Annotated in this window: 19 protein-coding genes, 1 other RNA gene, 1 pseudogene and 1 riboswitch; of the genes and pseudogenes, 10 read left to right on the top strand and 11 right to left on the bottom strand. The window is 69.6% G+C overall.

The window, feature by feature from the left end; translation table 11 throughout:
- Positions 1-106 precede the first annotated feature (106 nt).
- The 3 genes from QZM72_RS16955 to QZM72_RS16945 are packed head-to-tail and all read left to right on the top strand — an operon-like array spanning position 107 to position 2,847.
- Entirely contained in the window at positions 107-1,618 is a 1,512-nt protein-coding gene (locus QZM72_RS16955; RefSeq protein WP_089468201.1) for a leucyl aminopeptidase, read from the top strand.
- Positions 1,619-1,652: 34 nt separating this feature from the next.
- Positions 1,653-2,069 carry a DNA polymerase III subunit chi gene (locus QZM72_RS16950; protein ID WP_006484796.1) on the top strand — a complete coding sequence of 139 codons (417 nt, stop codon included), beginning with the start codon at positions 1,653-1,655 and terminating at the stop codon, positions 2,067-2,069.
- A 25-nt stretch (positions 2,070-2,094) separates the two neighbouring features.
- Positions 2,095-2,847 carry a DUF2486 family protein gene (locus tag QZM72_RS16945; RefSeq protein WP_089468200.1) on the top strand — a complete coding sequence of 251 codons (753 nt, stop codon included), beginning with the start codon at positions 2,095-2,097 and terminating at the stop codon, positions 2,845-2,847.
- 146 nt (positions 2,848-2,993) lie between these two features.
- On the opposite strand, the gene QZM72_RS16940 is transcribed toward QZM72_RS16945, so the two are convergent.
- Positions 2,994-3,320, bottom strand: coding sequence for a c-type cytochrome (locus QZM72_RS16940; RefSeq protein WP_089468199.1), 327 nt, complete (start codon positions 3,318-3,320; stop codon positions 2,994-2,996).
- Between the two features lie 125 nt (positions 3,321-3,445).
- Positions 3,446-5,119 (bottom strand): dihydroxy-acid dehydratase, encoded by a 1,674-nt coding sequence (gene ilvD / locus QZM72_RS16935; protein WP_089468198.1) that lies wholly within the window; start codon positions 5,117-5,119, stop codon positions 3,446-3,448.
- A 144-nt stretch (positions 5,120-5,263) separates the two neighbouring features.
- On the opposite strand from ilvD, the pseudogene QZM72_RS16930 reads away from it, so the two are divergent.
- Positions 5,264-6,169: pseudogene (locus QZM72_RS16930) on the top strand (LysR substrate-binding domain-containing protein); the annotation flags it as partial.
- An 89-nt stretch (positions 6,170-6,258) separates the two neighbouring features.
- Entirely contained in the window at positions 6,259-7,155 is an 897-nt protein-coding gene (gene lgt, locus QZM72_RS16925) for a prolipoprotein diacylglyceryl transferase (RefSeq protein WP_089468197.1), read from the top strand.
- Between the two features lie 150 nt (positions 7,156-7,305).
- Here lgt and QZM72_RS16920 read toward each other — a convergent pair whose 3' ends face one another.
- From QZM72_RS16920 to QZM72_RS16900, 5 genes are all read right to left on the bottom strand, one after another.
- Entirely contained in the window at positions 7,306-8,046 is a 741-nt protein-coding gene (locus tag QZM72_RS16920; protein WP_089468196.1) for an SIMPL domain-containing protein, read from the bottom strand.
- 182 nt (positions 8,047-8,228) lie between these two features.
- Positions 8,229-8,690 (bottom strand): EVE domain-containing protein, encoded by a 462-nt coding sequence (locus QZM72_RS16915; protein WP_089468195.1) that lies wholly within the window; start codon positions 8,688-8,690, stop codon positions 8,229-8,231.
- Positions 8,691-8,760: 70 nt separating this feature from the next.
- A non-coding RNA gene (ssrS, locus tag QZM72_RS16910) (6S RNA) lies at positions 8,761-8,942 on the bottom strand.
- A gap of 81 nt (positions 8,943-9,023) precedes the next feature.
- Positions 9,024-9,338, bottom strand: coding sequence for a cell division protein ZapA (locus QZM72_RS16905; RefSeq protein WP_011352906.1), 315 nt, complete (start codon positions 9,336-9,338; stop codon positions 9,024-9,026).
- A complete protein-coding gene (locus QZM72_RS16900) occupies positions 9,335-9,685 on the bottom strand; it encodes an ATPase (RefSeq protein ID WP_006478092.1) in 351 nt (116 codons plus the stop codon). The genes QZM72_RS16905 and QZM72_RS16900 overlap by 4 nt, the downstream gene beginning before the upstream one ends.
- Positions 9,686-9,839: 154 nt before the next feature.
- Positions 9,840-10,087: riboswitch (cobalamin riboswitch) on the top strand.
- A 157-nt stretch (positions 10,088-10,244) separates the two neighbouring features.
- Here QZM72_RS16900 and QZM72_RS16895 point away from each other — a divergent pair.
- From QZM72_RS16895 to cobC, 5 genes are all read left to right on the top strand, one after another.
- Positions 10,245-11,243 (top strand): iron ABC transporter permease, encoded by a 999-nt coding sequence (locus tag QZM72_RS16895; protein ID WP_089468273.1) that lies wholly within the window; start codon positions 10,245-10,247, stop codon positions 11,241-11,243.
- A complete protein-coding gene (locus tag QZM72_RS16890; protein ID WP_089468194.1) occupies positions 11,240-12,058 on the top strand; it encodes an ABC transporter ATP-binding protein in 819 nt (272 codons plus the stop codon). Before QZM72_RS16895 ends, QZM72_RS16890 begins: the two co-directional genes overlap by 4 nt.
- Positions 12,059-12,119: 61 nt before the next feature.
- Positions 12,120-13,175 (top strand): nicotinate-nucleotide--dimethylbenzimidazole phosphoribosyltransferase, encoded by a 1,056-nt coding sequence (gene cobT, locus QZM72_RS16885; protein WP_089468193.1) that lies wholly within the window; start codon positions 12,120-12,122, stop codon positions 13,173-13,175.
- Between the two features lie 13 nt (positions 13,176-13,188).
- Complete coding sequence (locus QZM72_RS16880; protein ID WP_089468272.1) at positions 13,189-13,941, top strand: adenosylcobinamide-GDP ribazoletransferase; 753 nt, start codon at positions 13,189-13,191, stop codon at positions 13,939-13,941.
- Positions 13,926-14,510, top strand: a complete 585-nt coding sequence (gene cobC, locus QZM72_RS16875) for an alpha-ribazole phosphatase (RefSeq protein ID WP_089468192.1) — start codon at positions 13,926-13,928, stop codon at positions 14,508-14,510. Before QZM72_RS16880 ends, cobC begins: the two co-directional genes overlap by 16 nt.
- Positions 14,511-14,606: 96 nt before the next feature.
- On the opposite strand, the gene QZM72_RS16870 is transcribed toward cobC, so the two are convergent.
- The 4 genes from QZM72_RS16870 to cobU are packed head-to-tail and all read right to left on the bottom strand — an operon-like array spanning position 14,607 to position 18,025.
- On the bottom strand, positions 14,607-15,524 hold the full coding sequence (locus tag QZM72_RS16870) for a cobalamin-binding protein (RefSeq protein ID WP_089468191.1): 918 nt from the start codon (positions 15,522-15,524) through the stop codon (positions 14,607-14,609).
- Positions 15,521-16,540: a threonine-phosphate decarboxylase CobD gene (gene cobD, locus QZM72_RS16865; protein WP_089468190.1), complete on the bottom strand. Its 1,020-nt coding sequence runs from the start codon at positions 16,538-16,540 to the stop codon at positions 15,521-15,523. Before cobD ends, QZM72_RS16870 begins: the two co-directional genes overlap by 4 nt.
- Positions 16,533-17,477 carry an adenosylcobinamide-phosphate synthase CbiB gene (cbiB, locus tag QZM72_RS16860; protein ID WP_089468189.1) on the bottom strand — a complete coding sequence of 315 codons (945 nt, stop codon included), beginning with the start codon at positions 17,475-17,477 and terminating at the stop codon, positions 16,533-16,535. Before cbiB ends, cobD begins: the two co-directional genes overlap by 8 nt.
- Positions 17,471-18,025 carry a bifunctional adenosylcobinamide kinase/adenosylcobinamide-phosphate guanylyltransferase gene (gene cobU / locus QZM72_RS16855; protein ID WP_089468188.1) on the bottom strand — a complete coding sequence of 185 codons (555 nt, stop codon included), beginning with the start codon at positions 18,023-18,025 and terminating at the stop codon, positions 17,471-17,473. The genes cbiB and cobU overlap by 7 nt, the downstream gene beginning before the upstream one ends.
- Positions 18,026-18,031 lie beyond the last annotated feature (6 nt).

Genomic DNA, 18,031 nt, shown 5'->3' with positions numbered 1-18,031 from the left:
GCGGGAGGCTGCGCACGCGTGGTGGAGCGCTCGCGCCGCCACGGGAAAAATAGCGGATAATTGCGGCTTTCATCCTTAGCCCAGATTTTATCCGAGGACAAGCGCGATGGACTTTAGCATAAAAGGCTGTGATTGGAGCAAAGGCGAAGCCAAGGGGTTCCTGACCGGGAAGTCCGACTGCATCGTGCTCGGCATCTTCGAGGCGCAGACCCTGTCGGGCGCGGCGCTCGACATCGACACGGCCACCAAGGGGCTGATCTCGCGCGTGGTGAAGGCCGGCGACATGGACGGCAAGCGCGGCAAGACGCTGTTCCTGCACGAAGTATCGGGCATCGGTGCGTCGCGCGTGCTGCTCGTCGGGCTCGGCAAGCAGGATGCTTTCAATCAGAAAGCCTATAACGACGCGGTGACGGCCGCGTGGCGCGCGCTGCTGGCGACCAAGGTCGTCCAGGTCACGTTCTCGCTCGCGCAACTGCCGGTCGACGAGCGCAGCTCCGACTGGGGCGTGCGCGCCGCGATCCTCGCGCTGCGCAACGAGACCTACCGTTTCACGCAGATGAAGAGCAAGCCGGAACCGGCGTCGCACACGCTCAAGCGCGTCGTGTTCAGCGTCGACCCGGCCGACGAAAAGGCCGCGAAGGTCGCGATCAAGCAGGCCGTCGCGCTCGCGAACGGGATGGATCTCACCCGCGACCTCGGCAACCTGCCGGGCAACGTGTGCACGCCGACCTACCTCGGCAACACCGCGAAGAAGATCGCGAAGGATTGGGGCCTGAAGGCCGAAGTGCTCGGGCTCAAGCAGATCCAGGCGCTGAAGATGGGGTCGTTCCTGTCCGTCGCGCGCGCGTCGGTCGAGCCGCCGCAGTTCATCGTGCTCCACTACCAGGGCGCCGCCGCGAAGGCCGCGCCGGTCGTGCTGGTCGGCAAGGGCATCACGTTCGATACGGGCGGCATCTCGCTGAAGCCGGGCGAGGGCATGGACGAGATGAAGTACGACATGTGCGGCGCGGGCTCCGTGCTCGGCACGATGCGTGCGGTCGCCGAGATGGGCCTCAAGATCAACGTCGTCGCGATCGTGCCGACCTGCGAGAACATGCCGGGCGGCAACGCGACGAAGCCGGGCGACATCGTCACCAGCATGAAGGGCCTGACGATCGAGGTGCTGAACACCGACGCCGAAGGCCGCCTGATCCTGTGCGACGCGCTCACGTATGCCGAGCGCTTCAAGCCGGCCGCCGTGATCGACGTCGCGACGCTGACGGGCGCGTGCGTGATCGCGCTGGGCGGCCACAACAGCGGGCTGTTCTCGACGAACGACGCGCTCGCGGGCGAGCTGCTCGACGCGTCGCGCGAAGCGAACGACCCGGCATGGCGCATGCCGCTCGACGACGAGTACCAGGATCAGCTGAAGTCGAATTTCGCGGATCTCGCGAACATCGGCGGGCGTCCGGCCGGCGCCGTGACGGCCGCGTGCTTCCTGTCGCGCTTCACCGAGAGCTATCCGTGGGCCCACCTCGACATCGCGGGCACCGCGTGGAAGGGCGGTGCCGCGAAGGGCGCGACGGGCCGTCCGGTGCCGCTGCTCGCGCAGTTCCTGATCGACCGCGCCGGCCAGTGATGGCGGGGCGGACGACGCTGCGGGTGCGCGGGCAATGACGCGGATCGATTTTCACTCGAACGTCGGCGATTCGCTCGCATACGCGTGCCGGCTGCTGCGCAAGGCCTATCAGGCCGGGCAGCCGGTCGTCGTGCTCGCCGAGCCCGCGCGCCTGCGCGCGCTCGACGAGCGGCTCTGGACGTTCTCGCCGCTCGATTTCATCCCGCATTGCGGCGTCGACAGCGAGCACGCAGCCGGCACGCCGATCGTGCTGGCCGCCGATCTCGACCGCGCGCCGCATCATCACGTGCTGCTGAACCTCGGCGCGACCGTGCCCGCGCAATTCGCCCGCTTCGAGCGCCTGCTCGAAGTGGTCGGCAACGCGCCGGACGAGCTGGCCGCGGGCCGCGACCGCTACCGGTTTTACCGCGATCGCGGCTACGCGCTGAACAACTACAAGCAGGGCGGCTAGCCGCAACCGTCGACGGAGTGTTCCCGTGACAGAAGCCGATTCATCCTCGATCCCGACGTTGACCGACGTGCTGGTGCCCGGCAAGCCGGTGCCGGCGCGCTCGCCCGCGTCCGTCGCCCCCGGGCCGCACGACGACGCGACGATTCCGGTGCTCACCGACGTGATCGCACCGGCGGCCGCCGCTGCCGCGCCGGGCGAATTCCATCAAACCGAAGCCGACCCCGATTCCGTCGTGGTCGAGCCTGTGCCGACGCCGCACGTGCCGGCCGTCGAACTGCCGGGCGACGTGGCGACGGCCGCCGCGGGTGAGACCGACGCGCCGGCCGAACCCGGCGCAGCGGAGCACGTGGTCGCCGAAGAGGCGGCGGCGATGACGGCGCCGCTGCGCACGTCGCTGGTCGACGATGAGTTGCCGCAGTACACGTTCGCCGCGATTGCGCGCGACGCGGCCGCACACGCGCCCGACACGGCGATGCCGGAACCAGGTCTGACCAGCGCCGCGCCGCAGCCGGATGCGCAGGCCGCGGCCGCGCTGACGCCGGAGGACGCGCAGCACATCGCCGAACGGCTTCGCAATCGCCTGACGACCTATCTGACCGGGCCGGGGCGCGAGGCCATCGAAGCGCGTTGTCGCGATGCGTTGCACGAGCATTCGGCCTGGCTGGTCGGCCAGGTCACGCGCGAAGTCGCACTCGCGCTGGAAACCGAGGTGATGGACTGGGTGCGCGATGCGGTCGATGAAGAGATCGCCCGCCGTCGCGCCGGTCATTCCGGCTGAACGGCAATCGTTCGCGGCGGTGAAGAAGAAGGTGCGGCCCGCTCAGGGCCTGCGAGGCCGGCGGTGATGCGCCGCCGGTCGGGGGGACGGGATTGCCAACTGCCACGCGCTGCACACGGCGTCGGTGCGTCGCGCGGGTAGCCGATTCAGCGAACCGACAGCACCCACTGCGCGAGCGTGCGCGCTTCGGTGCCCGTCAGTTGCGTATTGGCGGGCATCGGCACGCTGCCCCATACGCCGACGCTGCCTTTCACGATCGATTGCGCAAGATAATCGGCGGCGTCGTTGCGCGTCGCGTACTTGCCGGCGATGTCGTGGAACGACGGACCCATCAGCGGCTTGCCGATCGCATGGCAGGCCATGCAGTTCTTGCGCTGCGCGAGCGCGAGCCCGTCAGCCTGGTCGGCGCGCGCCGCCGCCGCGCTACCGGTCAGCAGCGTCGCGAGCAGCACGCGCAATATCGTCTGTTTCATGCGGTTCTCCGCCGGCGGGGACGGCCGGCTTCATGGTCCGCGCATTATAGAAGCAAAGGGAAAGCGCGTTTTGCGCGTTCCCCGGCGGCCCGTTTGTCGGGGTCGCCTGTCCTGCTGCCTTTACATCAACCCGTGACCGCCCCCTGGTTCGCCGGCCGCGCGAGCGCCGCGAATTTCGCGAGCACGCCGCGCGTATAGCGCGGCGCGGGCTGCTGCCATGCGGCGCGGCGGCGCGCGAGTTCGGCGTCGTCGACGTTCAGTTGCAGCAGCAGCCGGTGCGCGTCGATCGTGATCGAATCGCCTTCCTGCACCAGGGCGATCGTGCCGCCGACGAACGCCTCCGGCGCGACGTGGCCGACCACCATGCCCCAGGTGCCGCCGGAGAAGCGGCCGTCCGTGACGAAGCCGACCGATTCGCCGAGCCCCTTGCCGATGATCGCGGAGGTCGGCGCGAGCATTTCCGGCATGCCGGGGCCGCCCTTCGGCCCGAGGTAGCGCAGCACGAGGATGTCGCCCGCGCGGATCCGGTCGCCGAGGATCGCGTCCATCGCGCTCTGCTCGTCGTCGAACACGCGCGCCGGGCCCGTGATCACCGGGTTCTTCAGGCCGGTGATCTTCGCGACCGCGCCGTCTTCCGCGAGATTGCCCTTCAGGATCGCGAGATGGCCTTCCTTGTACAGCGCGCGGTCGATCGGGAAGATCACGTCCTGATCCGCGCGCGGCACGGTCGGCACGTCCTTCAGCTCGTCGGCGATCGTGCGGCCGGTGATCGTCATGCAGTCGCCATGCAGCAGCCCCGCGTCGAGCAGGATCTTCAGCACCTGCGGAATCCCGCCGGCCCGATGCAGGTCGGTCGCGACGTACTTCCCCGACGGCTTCAGGTCGCAGATCACCGGCACGCGTTTGCGGATGCGCTCGAAGTCGTCGATCGTCCAGTCGACCTCGGCCGCGTGCGCGATCGCGAGATAGTGCAGCACCGCATTGGTCGAGCCGCCGGTGGCCATGATCACCGACACCGCGTTCTCGATCGATTCCTTCGTGATGATGTCGCGCGGCTTCAGGTCGCGTTTCACGGCCTCGACCAGCACGCGCGCCGATTCGGCGGCCGAATCGACCTTCTCCTGGTCGGGGTTCGCCATCGTCGACGAATACAGCAGCGACATCCCGAGCGCCTCGAACGACGAGCTCATCGTGTTCGCGGTGTACATGCCGCCGCACGAACCCGACGTCGGGCACGCGTTTTTCTCGACGCCTTCGAAATCCTCCTGCGACATCCGGCCCGCGGTGAATTCGCCGACGGCCTCGAACGACGACACGATCGTCAGGTCGCGGCCTTTCCAGTTGCCCGGGCGGATCGTGCCGCCGTACACGTAGATGCCCGGCACGTTCAGGCGCGCGAGCGCGATCATGCCGCCCGGCATGTTCTTGTCGCAGCCGCCGACCACCACCACGCCGTCCATCCACTGGCCCTGCACGCAGGTTTCGATGCAGTCGGCGATCACTTCGCGCGACACGAGCGAGTACTTCATCCCTTCGGTGCCCATCGACATGCCGTCCGAAATCGTCGGCGTGCCGAAGATCTGCGGGTTCGCGCCGGCCGCCTTCACTGACGCGACCGCCGCGTCCGACAGCCGCTGCAGGCCGGAATTGCACGGCGTGATCGTCGAATGGCCGTTCGCGATGCCGATCATCGGCTTGTCGAAATCGTCCTTCTGGTAGCCGAGGGCGTAATACATCGAGCGGTTCGGCGAACGGGCCACGCCTTGCGTGATGTTTTTAGAGCGGCGGTTGTACGACATGGGGAGCTCCATCGTTGTTGTGGCGACGCCGGCGCGACCGGTGCGCCGGGTGGGTCGATCAAGCATGGAGTTTCCGTTCTGGGATGTCCAATATATTATTTGTCGTACATTAAGTCGTTTTTCGAATGAGTCGAGCATGGCCGACCCACCCCCGACCTCCGCCAGTGGCGCTATTTCGCGACCGTCGCCGACGAGCGCCATTTCGGCCGCGCGGCCGAGCGCCTGTCGATGACGCAGCCGCCGCTGTCGCAGGCGATCCGCGCGCTCGAGGACGCGCTCGGCGTCGCGCTGTTCGTGCGGACCAAGCGCTCGGTCGCGCTGACGGCGGTCGGCGCGGCGCTGCTGCCGCAAGTGCGCCGGCTGCTGGCGTCGGCCGATGCGCTGCCGCCGCTGGCGCGCCGGCTCGCGCGCGGCGAGGCCGGCTCGCTGTCGCTCGCGTTCGTGTCGACCGCCGATTACGGGCTGCTGCCGTCGTTGCTGCGTGCGTTCGGCGCGCGCTATCCGCAGGTGCGGCTGCAGCTCGCGGAGGCGACGAGCGACGTGCAGATCGACGAACTCGTCGCGGGGCGCATCGACGCGGGGCTCGTGATTCCGCCCGTGCCGCCGCGCCACGCGGCCGGGCTGTCGTACCTGCCGGTGGTGCGCGAGCCGCTGGTGATCGCGATGCCGGCCGGGACGTCCGACGCGCCCGAGGACGAGCCGGTGCAGCTTGCCGACGTCGCCGCGTTGCCGCTCGTGATCTTTCCGCGCCGTTTGGCGCCCGGCTTTTATGACATCATTACGGGCTGCTACGGCGCGGCGGGGGAAACCCCGCGCATCGGCCAGGAGGCGATCCAGATGCAGACGATCGTCAGCCTCGTGTCGGCCGGCATGGGCGTCGCACGGGTGCCGCAATCGCTGCGTAACCTGCGGCGCACCGGCGTGGTCTACCGGCCGCTGGCCGGTCACGCGCCGGTCGTCGAGACGGGCCTCGCGTGGCGCAGCGGCGACGTGAGTCCCGTGCTCGCCGGCTTCATCGACGTCGTGCGTGCGCACGGTCCGGCCGCGTGACGTGAACGATGGCGCGCGGTCGCCGTCCAATGCGCGGTCCTGCATCTGTGCGATGGCCGTACCGTATTCGAAAACTTCTTCGCTAACCCATGATCATTCACCCGAATTTCGACCCCGTTGCGATCCATCTCGGGCCGCTGGCCGTGCGCTGGTACGGCCTCATGTATCTCGTCGGCTTCATCGCGGCGATCGTCGTCGGTCGCATCCGCCTGAAGCTGCCGCACGTCGCCGCGCAGGGCTGGACCGCAAAGGACATCGACGACATGATGTTCTACGGCGTGCTCGGCACCGTGCTCGGCGGCCGGCTCGGCTACGTGCTGTTCTACAAGGCCGATTTCTACTTCTCGCATCCGCTCGACGTGTTCAAGGTGTGGGAAGGCGGCATGTCGTTTCACGGCGGCTTCCTCGGCGTGACGCTCGCGATGGTGCTGTTCGCGTGGCAGCGCAAGCGGCACTGGCTGCAGGTCACCGATTTCGTCGCGCCGATGGTGCCGACGGGGCTCGCGGCCGGGCGGCTCGGCAATTTCATCAACGGCGAGCTGTGGGGCCGCGTGACCGATCCGACGGCGCCGTGGGCGATGCTGTTCCCCGGCGCGATGCGCGACGACGCGGCATGGCTGCCGAAACATCCCGAGCTTGTCGAGAGGTGGCATCTCGCCGACGTGTTCATGCAATACCAGATGCTGCCGCGCCATCCTTCGCAGCTCTATGAAATCGCGCTCGAGGGGATCGCGCTGTTCTTCGTGCTGTTCCTGTTCGCGCGCAAGCCGCGGCCGATGGGCGCGATATCCGCGCTGTTCCTGATCGGTTATGGCCTCGCGCGTTTCACGGTCGAGTTCGCGCGCGAGCCCGACGACTTCCTCGGCCTGCTCGCGCTCGGCCTGTCGATGGGGCAGTGGCTGTCGCTGCCGATGATCGTCGCGGGTATCGCGCTGATGGTGTGGGCGTATCGCCGCCGCGCGGCGAATGCGAATGCGGCTGCTTGAAGTGGACGCATGAGGTGGCCGCATGAGGTGGCTGCATGACGCGGTATCGATGCACGCGCGACCGGCGTGCGCATCGGCTACCCGGATGCACATGAAAAACGCCGGCCCGAGGGCCGGCGTTTTGCGTTTCCGACAACGGCGCGATGCGCGTTACTTCATCTGCACGGAGCCGTTGACGGTGACCGACACGGTGGCCTTGCCGCCTTCGACCGCGATCGGCGCGCTCATCTTCGCGCTGTCCATCGGCGCCGCGGCCATCGCCATCATGCGCGGGTACGGCTGCACGTTGCGGCCGCTGCCGACGTTCACGTCGCGGATCGTGTAGCTGTTGTAGCCGAACGCCTTCGCGGCTTCGTCCGCGCGGGCGCGGAACGACTTGATCGCTTCGGTCGTGAGCTTCTGCTCGGCCGTGCGCTGGGCTTCCGGCGACAGCGAGAACTCGACGTTCGCGACTTGCATCAGGTTCGACAACTGGCCTGCCAGCTTCGATGCCGCGGCGAAATCGCGCGATTCGAGCGCGACTTCGGTGCGGCCGCGCCATGCGGAGATCTTGCCGTCGCGATCGGTGCTCGGATACACCGAGAACGCGCCCGTGTGCGCGGTGACGCCCGACACGCCCTTCGCCTGCGACAGCGCCGCATCCGCGCGCTGGTTCAACTGCGCGGTGAGACTGCCCGGGTCCTTGGCCTGCTGCTCGTAGAACAGCGTGATGTGGATGATGTCCTGCGGCACGTCGGCGCTGGCCTGCGACGAAAGCGACAGCACGCCGGCCGGCTCCGGAAAGTGCGGGTTCGCGGCCTGGGCGTGCGCGGCGGGCGACGCGAGCGTCAGCGCGACGGGAACGGCGGCGGCGAGGGCGAGCGACAGCGCGAGAGCGGATTTCTTGGTCATTGTTGGACTCCTTGTGCGAGGGCGCGCACGCGGATCACGCGTGCGCGACGCGGGCGTACCGCGCGACGAAAAAAACGACAGCCGGCCCGATCGGCCGACAGCGGTTGCTTAGGCCGCGCGAAAGCATCGCGAGTTCCGTGACGACCGTGCGTACTGACCAGATTTGACGTTTTGGCCGGTGCCTACTTCATCAACTTTTCGGTGATGAACCGCCATTCCGCGCGCGTGACGGGCGTGATCGACAGCCGGTTGCCGCGGGCGAGCACGCGCATGTCGGCGAGCTCGTCGTGCTCGCGCAGCGAGGCGAGCGGCACGAGCGGCGACTTCTTCACGAAGCGCACGTCGACGAGCAGCCAGCGTGGCGCTTCCTGTGTCGATTTCGGGTCGTAATAGGGGCTTTTCGGATCGAACTGCGTGGGATCGGGGTAGGGCGTGGACGACACTTCGGCGAGACCCGCGATGCCCGGTTCGGGGCAGCTCGAGTGATAGAACAGCACGCCGTCGCCGATCTTCATCGTGTCGCGCATGAAATTGCGCGCCTGATAGTTGCGCACGCCGGTCCACGGCAGCGAACGCTGCGGTGCGTTGGCGAGATCGTCGATGCTTGCTTCGTCCGGTTCGGACTTCATCAGCCAGTATTGCATGGTCGTGATCGACGCAAAAAGAGGCTGCTACAAAAGAAAACGGCACCGGGAGTTGCCCGATGCCGTTGGATAGGCCCCCGCCTTGGCCGCTAGGCCGGCATCCTGAACCTGAGGTTCAGAATTGGTCGCAGTTAGCAGCACTTCGGGTACATCAGACAGAGTGACGCGCGCGCCCGTGCTACAAATTTCCGCAACCGTGCACATGGCATTGGTTCAAGGAATATATGACCTTGGCGAACCAGGCAGGGAAGCTGACTGAACTGTGTTTCGATGCGCCAATTTGACCACCGTTGACCGTCGAGATCAAGCGGAATCGACGCATCGTTTGAAACGTTACTGCGTCTCGTGCTGTGCGAGCACCGCGCCGAGTTGTTCGTTCATCTGGTGCATTGTACGACGGATTTCTTCCGCCGGAAATGCTTCACCGTGCCGCACGCTCGTTTGCAACCGCAGCAATTCCGACGCGAGCGACAGTGCCGCCATCACCGCGATGCGATCGGTGCCGCGCACCGAGCTGTTCGAGCGGATTTTCGACATTTCGGCATCGACGCGCGCGACCGCTTCGAGCAGCGCCGCTTCGGTCTCGGCCGAACAGGCGAGCCGATAGGCCTGACCGAGAATCGAGACTTCGATCTGCTTGGTGCTCATGCATGTTCTCCGTGGCTGGCCGCATCATCGCCATCCGTGCGCGCTTGCGCATCGAGCAGGTCGAGCTGGTTGTCGGCTTGCTCCGCGCTCTTCGAGCGCGGCAGCTTTTCGAGAATCGCGTTCAGTTTTACCTGGGCGTCGTCGATCTTCGCCGACAACGTGTCGCGCTCGGCCGCGAGCGCATTGCGTTCGTCGCGCAGCTGCGCGAGTTCCGCGCGGACCGTGTCCGCTTCCGCGCGCAATTGCGCGACCTGCTCCTCGAGCGCGAGCCGTTCCGAGTGATAGCGCTTGTTCAGCGAAATCAGACGGCCAATATTTTGAGACAGGGTTTCGAGTTCGTTGAGCATTTGCTGCGTCCTCTAAAGACCCAGCATTTTAGCGCGGAATACCGCCCAATCCGACATCTGTAACGTTTCCAGTCGTAACACCCCTGCTTCTTGCCGCGAATCGGCGCTTCCCGCGCGAGTCCGGATGCTTCCTTGACGCTCGCGCGACCGGCTCCTAAACTGGCGCCGCCTCGGTGCTCGCGCAGGACGCGCGGTTAAACGGGAAGCAGGGTGCGGGCTCGAGGAGCACGCCAACCTGCGCTGCCCCCGCAACGGTAAGCGGCCGCGTCGCGTGACGCAGGCCGGCTCGGGCGCGTTTCGCGTGCAGGTCGCACGCGGGCGCGGGCCACTGCGCATCATTGCGCGGGAAGGCGAGCCGGACCGCCGCCAGCCCGGATACCGGCCGAGACGGGGAGCCCGCACGGGCTCCATGACGCGCGGCCTGCGGGGAAGCGGGGCGCGCAATGTTCACGGAACGTTCTTCGATGCCGACCCCAATCGTCCGCCACGCGCCCATGTCGCGCGCGGCCGGCTACCGCCAGCGGATGCGCCGCGCGTCGTGCGTGCGGCCGTGCGCGGCATGAACGCCGCGCGCGCCGGCGTCATCTGGGCCGCGCTGGGCGCCGTGGTCGCGCTGCTGTTCGTCGCGTCGCTGTCGATCGGCAGCGTGCCGATGTCGCCGTGGCAAGCACTCGCATCGCTCGTGCCGCACGGCGGCGACACCCTGTTCGCCGATATCGTGCGCACGCTGCGCCTGCCGCGCGCGCTCGCGGGTTTCGCGTGCGGCGCGCTGCTCGCGCTGGCCGGCGCGTTGTTGCAGGTGCTGCTGCGCAATCCGCTCGCGGAGCCGTACGTGCTGGGCGTGTCGGGCGGTGCGGCCGGTTTCGCGCTCGTCGCGATGATCGCGGGCGGCGCGTGGTGGCTCGTCGACGCATCCGCGTTCGCCGGTTCGCTCGTATCGGTCGCGCTGGTGCTCGGTCTCGCGAGGCGGGAGCTGTGGCGCGGCGAATCGCGCGACGCGTCGCCGCGGCTGCTGCTCACGGGCGTCGTGATCGCGGCGGGGTGGGGCGCGCTCGTCACGCTGTTGCTGTCGCTCGCGCCCGACGCGCGGTTGCGCGGCATCATCTTCTGGCTGACGGGCGACCTGAACGGCGCGACGGCGCCGTGGTTCGCGTGGGGCGCGCTGCTGCTGAGCGCAGGCGTCGCGTTGCCGGCCGCGCCGCAACTGAACGTGCTGCTGCGCGGCGACGCGAGCGCGCTCGCGCTCGGCGTGCCGGTCGCGCGCCTGCGCGTGCGGATCTATCTCGTCGCGTCGCTGGCCGCCGCGGCCGCGGTCACGACGGCCGGGACGATCGGTTTCGTCGGCCTCGTCGTGCCGCATGCGTTGCGGCTCGCGTTCGGCAACGACCAGCGGATGCTGCTGCCGGCCGCGATGCTCGCGGGCGGCGGCGGCGTGATGGCGGCCGACCTGCTCGCGCGCACCGCGATCGCGCCCGCGCAATTGCCGGTCGGCGTCATGACCGCGTTGATCGGCGTGCCGACGTTCCTGTGGATGCTGCTGAGGAGGCCGATGCGATGACGGGCGCCGCAGTACGGAATGCCGCCGCCGGCGACATGCGCTACATGGCCGTCGACCTGACGCTCAAGGCCGGCGCGCGCACGCTGCTCGACCACTTCACGCAGGTGTTCCGCCCCGGCGAGATCTGGTGCGTCGCCGGGCCGAACGGCGCGGGCAAGACGACGCTGCTCGCGACGCTCGCGGGACTGCAGCCGCCCGCCGCGGGACACGTCGAGATCGACGGCCGGCCGCTTGCCGCGTGGCGCCCCGAACACCTCGCGCAGCGCCGCGCACTGATGCCGCAGCAATTGCACGATGCGTTCAGCGCGACCGTGTTCGACACGGTGCTGCTCAGCCGCTTTCCGTATCTCGGCGGCTGGGGGTGGGAGCGCGACGGCGACCGCGCGGCCGCGCGCGATGCGCTCGCGACGTTCGACCTGAGCCTGCTCGCGTCGCGCGACGTGATGTCGCTGTCGGGCGGCGAGCGGCAGCGGGTCGCGCTGGCCGCGACGCTGTGCCAGGATGCGCCGTTGATGCTGCTCGACGAACCGCTCGCGCATCTCGACCTGCATCACCAGATCGACTGCCTGACGGCGCTGGCCGCCTGGCTCGCGGCAGGCCCGCGCACGGTGATGTTTTCGTGTCACGACCTGAATCTCGCACGGCGTTTCACGACGCATGCGCTGTTGCTCGACGGCCGCGGCCGTGCGTGGGCCGGCCTCGTGCACGACGTGCTGACGCCGGAGCGCGCGAGCGACGCGTTCGGCTATCCGCTCGTGCTGATCCGCGAGAACGGCCGCGATGCGCTGCTGCCGGCGTGGCCCGCGCGACAATGATCTTTCCCGTTCCGAATTTTCCGATGCGCGGCGCACGCCGCCCCCACCACACGGCTTCCCGATGACCATTTCGACCCAATTCCCGCCCGCGATCGCGCCGCTCGACGACGCGCTGCGCACGCGCCTGCAGCACGTGATCGACCACAAGACCAAGCCGCCCGGCAGCCTCGGCCAGCTCGAGGCGCTCGCGCTGCAGATCGGCCTGATCCAGCGCACCGAGCGGCCGGGCGTGCAGCGTCCCGTGACGATCGTGTTCGCGGGCGATCACGGGATCGCGGCCGAGGGCGTCAGCCCTTATCCGCAGGCGGTGACGGCGCAGATGGTCGCGAACTTCCTCGCCGGCGGCGCGGCGATCAACGCGTTTTCGGGCGTCGCGCAGAGCACGCTCGAGATCGTCGATGCGGGCGTCGCGTCGCCGCTGCCGCTGTCGGACCGGCTGGTGTCGCTGCCGGTCGCGCGCGGCACGCGCAACTTCGCGGCGGAACCGGCGATGACGCGTGAAGAAGCGATGACGGCGCTGGCCGCGGGCGCGGCGCGCGTCCGCCTGCACGCGTCGCTCGGCACGAACGTGATCGGCTTCGGCGAGATGGGGATCGCGAACACGTCGTCGGCCGCGTGCCTGATGAGCCGGTTGCTCGACGTACCGATCGACGCATGCGTCGGCCGCGGCACGGGCCTCGACGATCAGGGCCTCGCGCACAAGCGCGCGGTGCTCGGCCGCGCGCTCGCCAAGCACTCGCACGCGATCGCGCCGCTCGACGTGCTCGCGACGTTCGGCGGCTTCGAGATCGCGATGATGACGGGCGCGTACCTCGCGGCCGCGAGCGAGCGGATGACGATCCTCGTCGACGGCTTCATCGCGACCGCCGCGCTGCTCGTCGCCGAGCGCCTCGCGCCCGGCGTGCGCGACTATTGCGTGTTCTCGCATACGTCGCACGAGGCCGGCCACCGGCGCATGCTCGAGCATTTCGGCGCGAAACCGCTGCTCGCGCTCGACCTGCGGCTCGGCGAAGGCACGGGCGCCGCGCTCGCGCTGCCGCTGGTGCGCGCGGCGGCCGCGTTCCTCAGCGAGATGGCGAGCTTCGAATCCGCCGGCGTCGACGATCGTGACGCCTGAGCGCGCGCGCGGCATGCGGGCCGAACTGCACTACTTCTTCGTCGCGCTCGGCTATTTCACGCGCGTGCCCGTGCCGCGCGCGATCGGCTACGCGGCCGGCGACCTCGACCAGGCCGCGCGCTATTTTCCGCTCGTCGGCGCGTGCGTCGGCGCATGGGGAGCGCTCGTCTATCTCGTCGCGCTGCGCGCGCTGCCGCCATCGATCGCGGTGGGGCTGTCGATGGCTGCGACGCTGCTCGCGACCGGCGCGTTCCACGAAGACGGCCTTGCCGACAGTTGCGATGCGTTCGGCGGCGGCTACACGCGCGACGACGTGCTGCGCATCATGCACGATTCGCGGATCGGCACGTTCGGCGCGGTCGCGCTCGTCGTCGCGCTCGGCTTGAAATGGCAGGCGCTGGCGTCGATGCTGCCGCTGCGCGCCGCATGGACGATGATCGCCGCGCACGCGGCGAGCCGTGCGATGGCGGTGAGCCTGCTGACGACGCTCGACTACGTGCGGCCCGAAGGCAAGGCGAAGCCGGTCGCGCAACGGATGGGCGCACGCGCGGCGGGCGTCGCGGCGGTGTTCGGACTGCCGTGGCTGTTCTGGCCGGATTGGCGCATGGGCGTTGCCGCATGCGTGGCGCTCGTGCTCGTGCGCGCATGCCTGGCGCGCTATTTCGTGAAGCGGATCGGCGGTTATACGGGCGACTGTCTCGGCTTCGCGCAGCAACTGGGCGAACTGGCGATCTATCTGGTGGTGCTCGGATGGACGTCGTCCTGATCCGTCATCCGGCCGTCGGCATCGAGCCGGGCGTCTGCTACGGGCGCAGCGACGTGCCGCTAGCCGAATCGGCCGATCGCAGTGCGCAGGCCGTGCGTGCGCATTTGGCGGACTTGGATGCGCCGTTGCCCGAACGGGTGTGGACGAGCCCGCTGACGCGCTGCGCGTCGGTTGCCGAACGGCTCGCGCGGGCGTTCGACGTACCGCTGCTGCGCGATGACGACTGGCAGGAAATGGATTTCGGCGCGTGGGAAATGCAGCGCTGGGACGATATCGACCGCGCGGCGCTCGATGCGTGGGCGGCCGACCTGATGCATGCGTGCGCGCACGGCGGAGAAAGCGTCGAGCGCTTCGTCGCGCGGGTGGCGCGGCGGGCCGATGCGGTTGTGAAGCTCGACGGGCCGCAATGGATCGTCACGCATGCGGGTGTGATCCGCGCATTCGCGTCGCATGTGTTGCGCGTGCCGCTCGACACGTTGCTGTCGCGGCCGGTGCTGACGGGTGGGGTGGTGTGGCTGCGCAGCGAGGACGCCGCGCGAACGTGGGAAGTCGTGCATTGGGACGCATAGGCGCACTTGCGTCTGCATGTGAACGACGCGGCGCACGGAGCCGAGCACCGGACGCATTCGGTATGAGTGCGCGATGAACGCGACGGCCGCCGGAAATCAGTGCGCCGGCCGTCGCGCACGGGCGGCATCCAGATCCTCGCATAGCGCGGCCGCGCCTTGCGCGATCCGCGGCGACGGCCGCGTCAGCAGATCGCCATCGATCGCGAACAGGTTGTTGCGCGCCACGGCCGTCAGCGCGGGCCACGCGCGCCAGCGCGCGAGGCTCGGCAGCGGTTCGTTCGAACGGGTCGCGCCGGCACTCGTCGTCACGATCGCCTCCGGATTGGCCGCGAGCACCGCCTCGTCGGTCACGGTCGGCGCGAGCGGCTTGAGCGACGCGAACACGTTGCGGCCGCCGCAGAGTTCGAACACTTCGTTGATCAGGTGCGTGCCGTTGAGCGTCGTCAGCGGGCGATCCCACACCTGGAAGAACATCGTGACGGGCGGGCGAGCCGCGTAGCGTGCGCGCAGTGTCGCGATGTCACGCGTAAAGGCGGCCGCGGCAGCGTCGGCGGCCGGTTGCGTGCCCAGCAGCGTGCCGAGCCGGCGCAACGACGACGACACGTCGTCGAGATGCTTCGGCTCGCTGAAGAACAGCGGGATGTGCAGTGCGCGCAGCGCATCGGTCTGCCGCTCGGCGTTGCCGTGCCGCCACACGACGATCAGGTCGGGCTTCAGCGCGGCGATGCGTTCGAGATCGAGCGCCTTGTTGTCGCCGACGCGCGGCACCGCTTGCGCGGCGGGCGGATAGTCGCTGTACGTGACGGTGCCGACGAGCTTCGCGCCGCCGCCGGCCGCGTAGACGAGCTCGGTCGCGTGCGGCGCGAGGCTGATCACGCGCTGCGCGGGCGCGGGCAGCGTGACGGTATGGCCGGCGTCGTCGCGTGTCGTGACGTCGGCGTGGACGAGCGGTGCGTGAGCGAGCGCGGCCAGCAGCGAGACCGGTGCGAATCGGCGGAACAGGCGTGCACTCATGCGGAGGCCCGCGGCAGCAATGGCACGCAATGCGCAAGCGCATCACCGAGGCGCCGCCATTCGGCTTCGCTGCCGGGCAGGCCGATGCGCACGCTCGACGGCGTCGGGAAGTACCGCGTCCAGACCCCGCGTGCCGCGAGCGCCGCATGCAGCGCCGCGGCGCGCGGATCGTCGGTCCAACTGAACAGCGGCGTCGCGCGCACCGCGAAGCCGTGCATACGCAGCAGCGCGGCCAGCCGCTCGCGGTCGGCCGCGAGCCGTTCGCGCGCGGCGGCCTGCCACGCACGGTCGGCGAACGCCGCGGCGACCGCGTGGCGCGCGGGGCCGCTGACCGTCCATGCGCCGAGCCTGTCGCGCAGCGCGGCGATCAGCGCGGGATGCGCGAGCACGAAGCCCGCGCGAATGCCGGCGAGCCCGAAGAACTTGCCGACCGAGCGCAGCACGACGAGCCCCGCGCGATCGACCTGCGGCGCGAGCGACGGCGTCGCGCCCGTATCGGCGAACGCTTCGTCGACGATCATCGTGCCGCCGCGTGCCGCCAGTTGCGCGTGCCAGCCGAGCAGGCGTTCGGTCGGCAGGAACTCGGCGGTCGGATTATTCGGATTTCCGACGATGACGTGGCGCAGCGTCGCGGGCAGCGTATTCGCGCGGATGTCGAGCGCGACGACGCGATGGCCGTGGCGCGCGAACGCGGGCGCGTATTCCCCGTATGCGAGCGGTGCGACGCCGGCGTCGCCGGCCGGCAGCAACGCCGGCAACGCGCGGATCGCGGCCTGGCTGCCGGCGACCGGCAGCACGTGCGCGGCGTCGGGCGCGCGGTAATACTGCGCGGCGCAGGCCGCGAGGCCGTCGCCGTCGTCGGGCAACCGGCGCCAGGCGTCGGCCGGCACGGGCGGAACCGGGTAGCCGACCGGATTGATGCCGGTCGACAGGTCGAGCCATGCGTCATACGGAATGCCGTGGCGGCGGGCGGCCTCATGCAGGTTGCCGCCGTGCGCGATGGATGAATCAGACATGATGGGTGGCCATGGCGAGTGCGCCGCTCGCGATCAGCAGCGCGAGCCACAGCGCGAGCGTGCGCGTGACGAGCGACAGCGCGGCGACGATGTGAAGGGCGGTGGCCGGGGCGCCGATGCCGAGCACCGGCCGATCCTCGATCTCGCCGTGATAGACGGCCGGGCCGCCGAGCTGCACGTTCAGGCTGCCGGCGCCCGCGGCCATCACGGGGCCTGCGTTCGGGCTGTCCCAGTGGCGCGCCTGCGTGCGCCAGCAGCGCCACGCGGCGGCCGTGTCGCCGAGCAGCGCGTAGCTCGCGGCGGTGAGGCGCGCGGGCACCCAGTTCAGCGCGTCGTCGATGCGCGCGGCGGCCCAGCCGAAGGTCAGGAAGCGCGGCGTGCGATAGCCCCACATCGCGTCGAGCGTATTCGCGAGCCGGAACAGCAACGCGCCGGGGCCGCCCGCGACGATGAACCAGAAGAGCGCGCCGAAGATCGCGTCGTTGCCGTTTTCGAGCGCCGATTCGACGGCCGCGCGCGACAGCGCGCCTTCGTCCGCGTGGCTCGTGTCGCGCGACACGATGCGCGCGGTCAGCGTGCGCGCCGCGTCGAGGTCGCGCCGCAGCAGCGCGGCGGCGATCGGCGCGACGTGGTCGGCGAGGCTCTTCGCGCCGAGCGCGAACCACAGCAGCGCGACGTGCAGCGCCGCCGCGAACGGCCACGGCAGCACGGCGACGAGGCATGCCGCGATGGCCACCGGCGGCACGACCGCCGCGAGCCACGCGGCGACGCCGTTCACGCGACCGCGCCGGCCGGTGTTCATTGCGGCTTCGATGCGCGCGGCGAAGCGGCCGAACGCGACGAGCGGATGCCAGCCGGCCGGCTCGCCGATGGCGCGGTCGACGATCGCGGCCGCGACCGCGAGCATCGCGACGACGGGCAGCGACAGCATCAGCATGACGGCGCGCCCGCCTTGAGGTCGAGCGGCAGCCCGGCAACCAGCAGCGTGACGCGTGTCGCGAGCGCGGCGACGCGCTGGTTCAGGCGGCCGAGCTCGTCGACGTAGCGGCGCGTGACCGACCCGAGCGGCACGACGCCGAGCCCGATTTCGTTGCTGACGACGATCACCTTCGCACGCGCGCCGCGCAGCGCATGCTCGAGCCGCTCGACGTGCGTCGCGTATTGTGCGTCGTCGAGCGGCGCGCCGTCGGCCGGGCACAGCAGGTTCGTGAGCCACAGCGTCAGGCAGTCGACGAGCAGGCACGCGTGCGGATCGTCGAGGCGCGCGAGCGTGCCCGCGAGATCGACGGGTGCGTCGGCGAACCCCCAGTCGGCCGGCCGGCGCGCGCGGTGATGCGCGATGCGCTGCGCGAATTCGGCATCGGCGGCGGTCGCGGTCGCGATATAGGTGACGGGGCGGCCGCTGTCGGCGGCGAGCCGCTCGGCATGCGCGCTCTTGCCCGAGCGCGCGCCGCCGAGGACGAAGGTGAGGTCGTGCGGAATCATCGCGTG

Origin of the sequence: Burkholderia sp. AU45388 (assembly GCF_030481585.1) — a bacterium.
Classification (GTDB): domain Bacteria; phylum Pseudomonadota; class Gammaproteobacteria; order Burkholderiales; family Burkholderiaceae; genus Burkholderia; species Burkholderia sola.
The sequence above is the reverse complement of the archived record's forward strand: the minus strand, read 5'-3'. Positions and strand labels throughout refer to the sequence as shown.

Bases quoted from the DNA above. Each gene is read 5' to 3' on its own strand.
- QZM72_RS16905 (WP_011352906.1), bottom strand. From the start codon at position 9,338: ATGAGCACCAAGCAGATCGAAGTCTCGATTCTCGGTCAGGCCTATCGG.
- cobC (WP_089468192.1), top strand. From the start codon at position 13,926: ATGGACGTCGTCCTGATCCGTCATCCGGCCGTCGGCATCGAGCCGGGC.
- QZM72_RS16900 (WP_006478092.1), bottom strand. From the start codon at position 9,685: ATGCTCAACGAACTCGAAACCCTGTCTCAAAATATTGGCCGTCTGATT.
- QZM72_RS16950 (WP_006484796.1), top strand. From the start codon at position 1,653: ATGACGCGGATCGATTTTCACTCGAACGTCGGCGATTCGCTCGCATAC.
- QZM72_RS16895 (WP_089468273.1), top strand. From the start codon at position 10,245: ATGAACGCCGCGCGCGCCGGCGTCATCTGGGCCGCGCTGGGCGCCGTG.
- cbiB (WP_089468189.1), bottom strand. From the start codon at position 17,477: ATGCTGATGCTGTCGCTGCCCGTCGTCGCGATGCTCGCGGTCGCGGCC.
- QZM72_RS16890 (WP_089468194.1), top strand. From the start codon at position 11,240: ATGACGGGCGCCGCAGTACGGAATGCCGCCGCCGGCGACATGCGCTAC.
- QZM72_RS16955 (WP_089468201.1), top strand. From the start codon at position 107: ATGGACTTTAGCATAAAAGGCTGTGATTGGAGCAAAGGCGAAGCCAAG.
- ilvD (WP_089468198.1), bottom strand. From the start codon at position 5,119: ATGTCGTACAACCGCCGCTCTAAAAACATCACGCAAGGCGTGGCCCGT.
- QZM72_RS16920 (WP_089468196.1), bottom strand. From the start codon at position 8,046: ATGACCAAGAAATCCGCTCTCGCGCTGTCGCTCGCCCTCGCCGCCGCC.
- QZM72_RS16870 (WP_089468191.1), bottom strand. From the start codon at position 15,524: ATGAGTGCACGCCTGTTCCGCCGATTCGCACCGGTCTCGCTGCTGGCC.
- cobD (WP_089468190.1), bottom strand. From the start codon at position 16,540: ATGTCTGATTCATCCATCGCGCACGGCGGCAACCTGCATGAGGCCGCC.
- QZM72_RS16915 (WP_089468195.1), bottom strand. From the start codon at position 8,690: ATGCAATACTGGCTGATGAAGTCCGAACCGGACGAAGCAAGCATCGAC.
- QZM72_RS16880 (WP_089468272.1), top strand. From the start codon at position 13,189: ATGCGGGCCGAACTGCACTACTTCTTCGTCGCGCTCGGCTATTTCACG.
- cobU (WP_089468188.1), bottom strand. From the start codon at position 18,025: ATGATTCCGCACGACCTCACCTTCGTCCTCGGCGGCGCGCGCTCGGGC.
- QZM72_RS16940 (WP_089468199.1), bottom strand. From the start codon at position 3,320: ATGAAACAGACGATATTGCGCGTGCTGCTCGCGACGCTGCTGACCGGT.
- cobT (WP_089468193.1), top strand. From the start codon at position 12,120: ATGACCATTTCGACCCAATTCCCGCCCGCGATCGCGCCGCTCGACGAC.
- lgt (WP_089468197.1), top strand. From the start codon at position 6,259: ATGATCATTCACCCGAATTTCGACCCCGTTGCGATCCATCTCGGGCCG.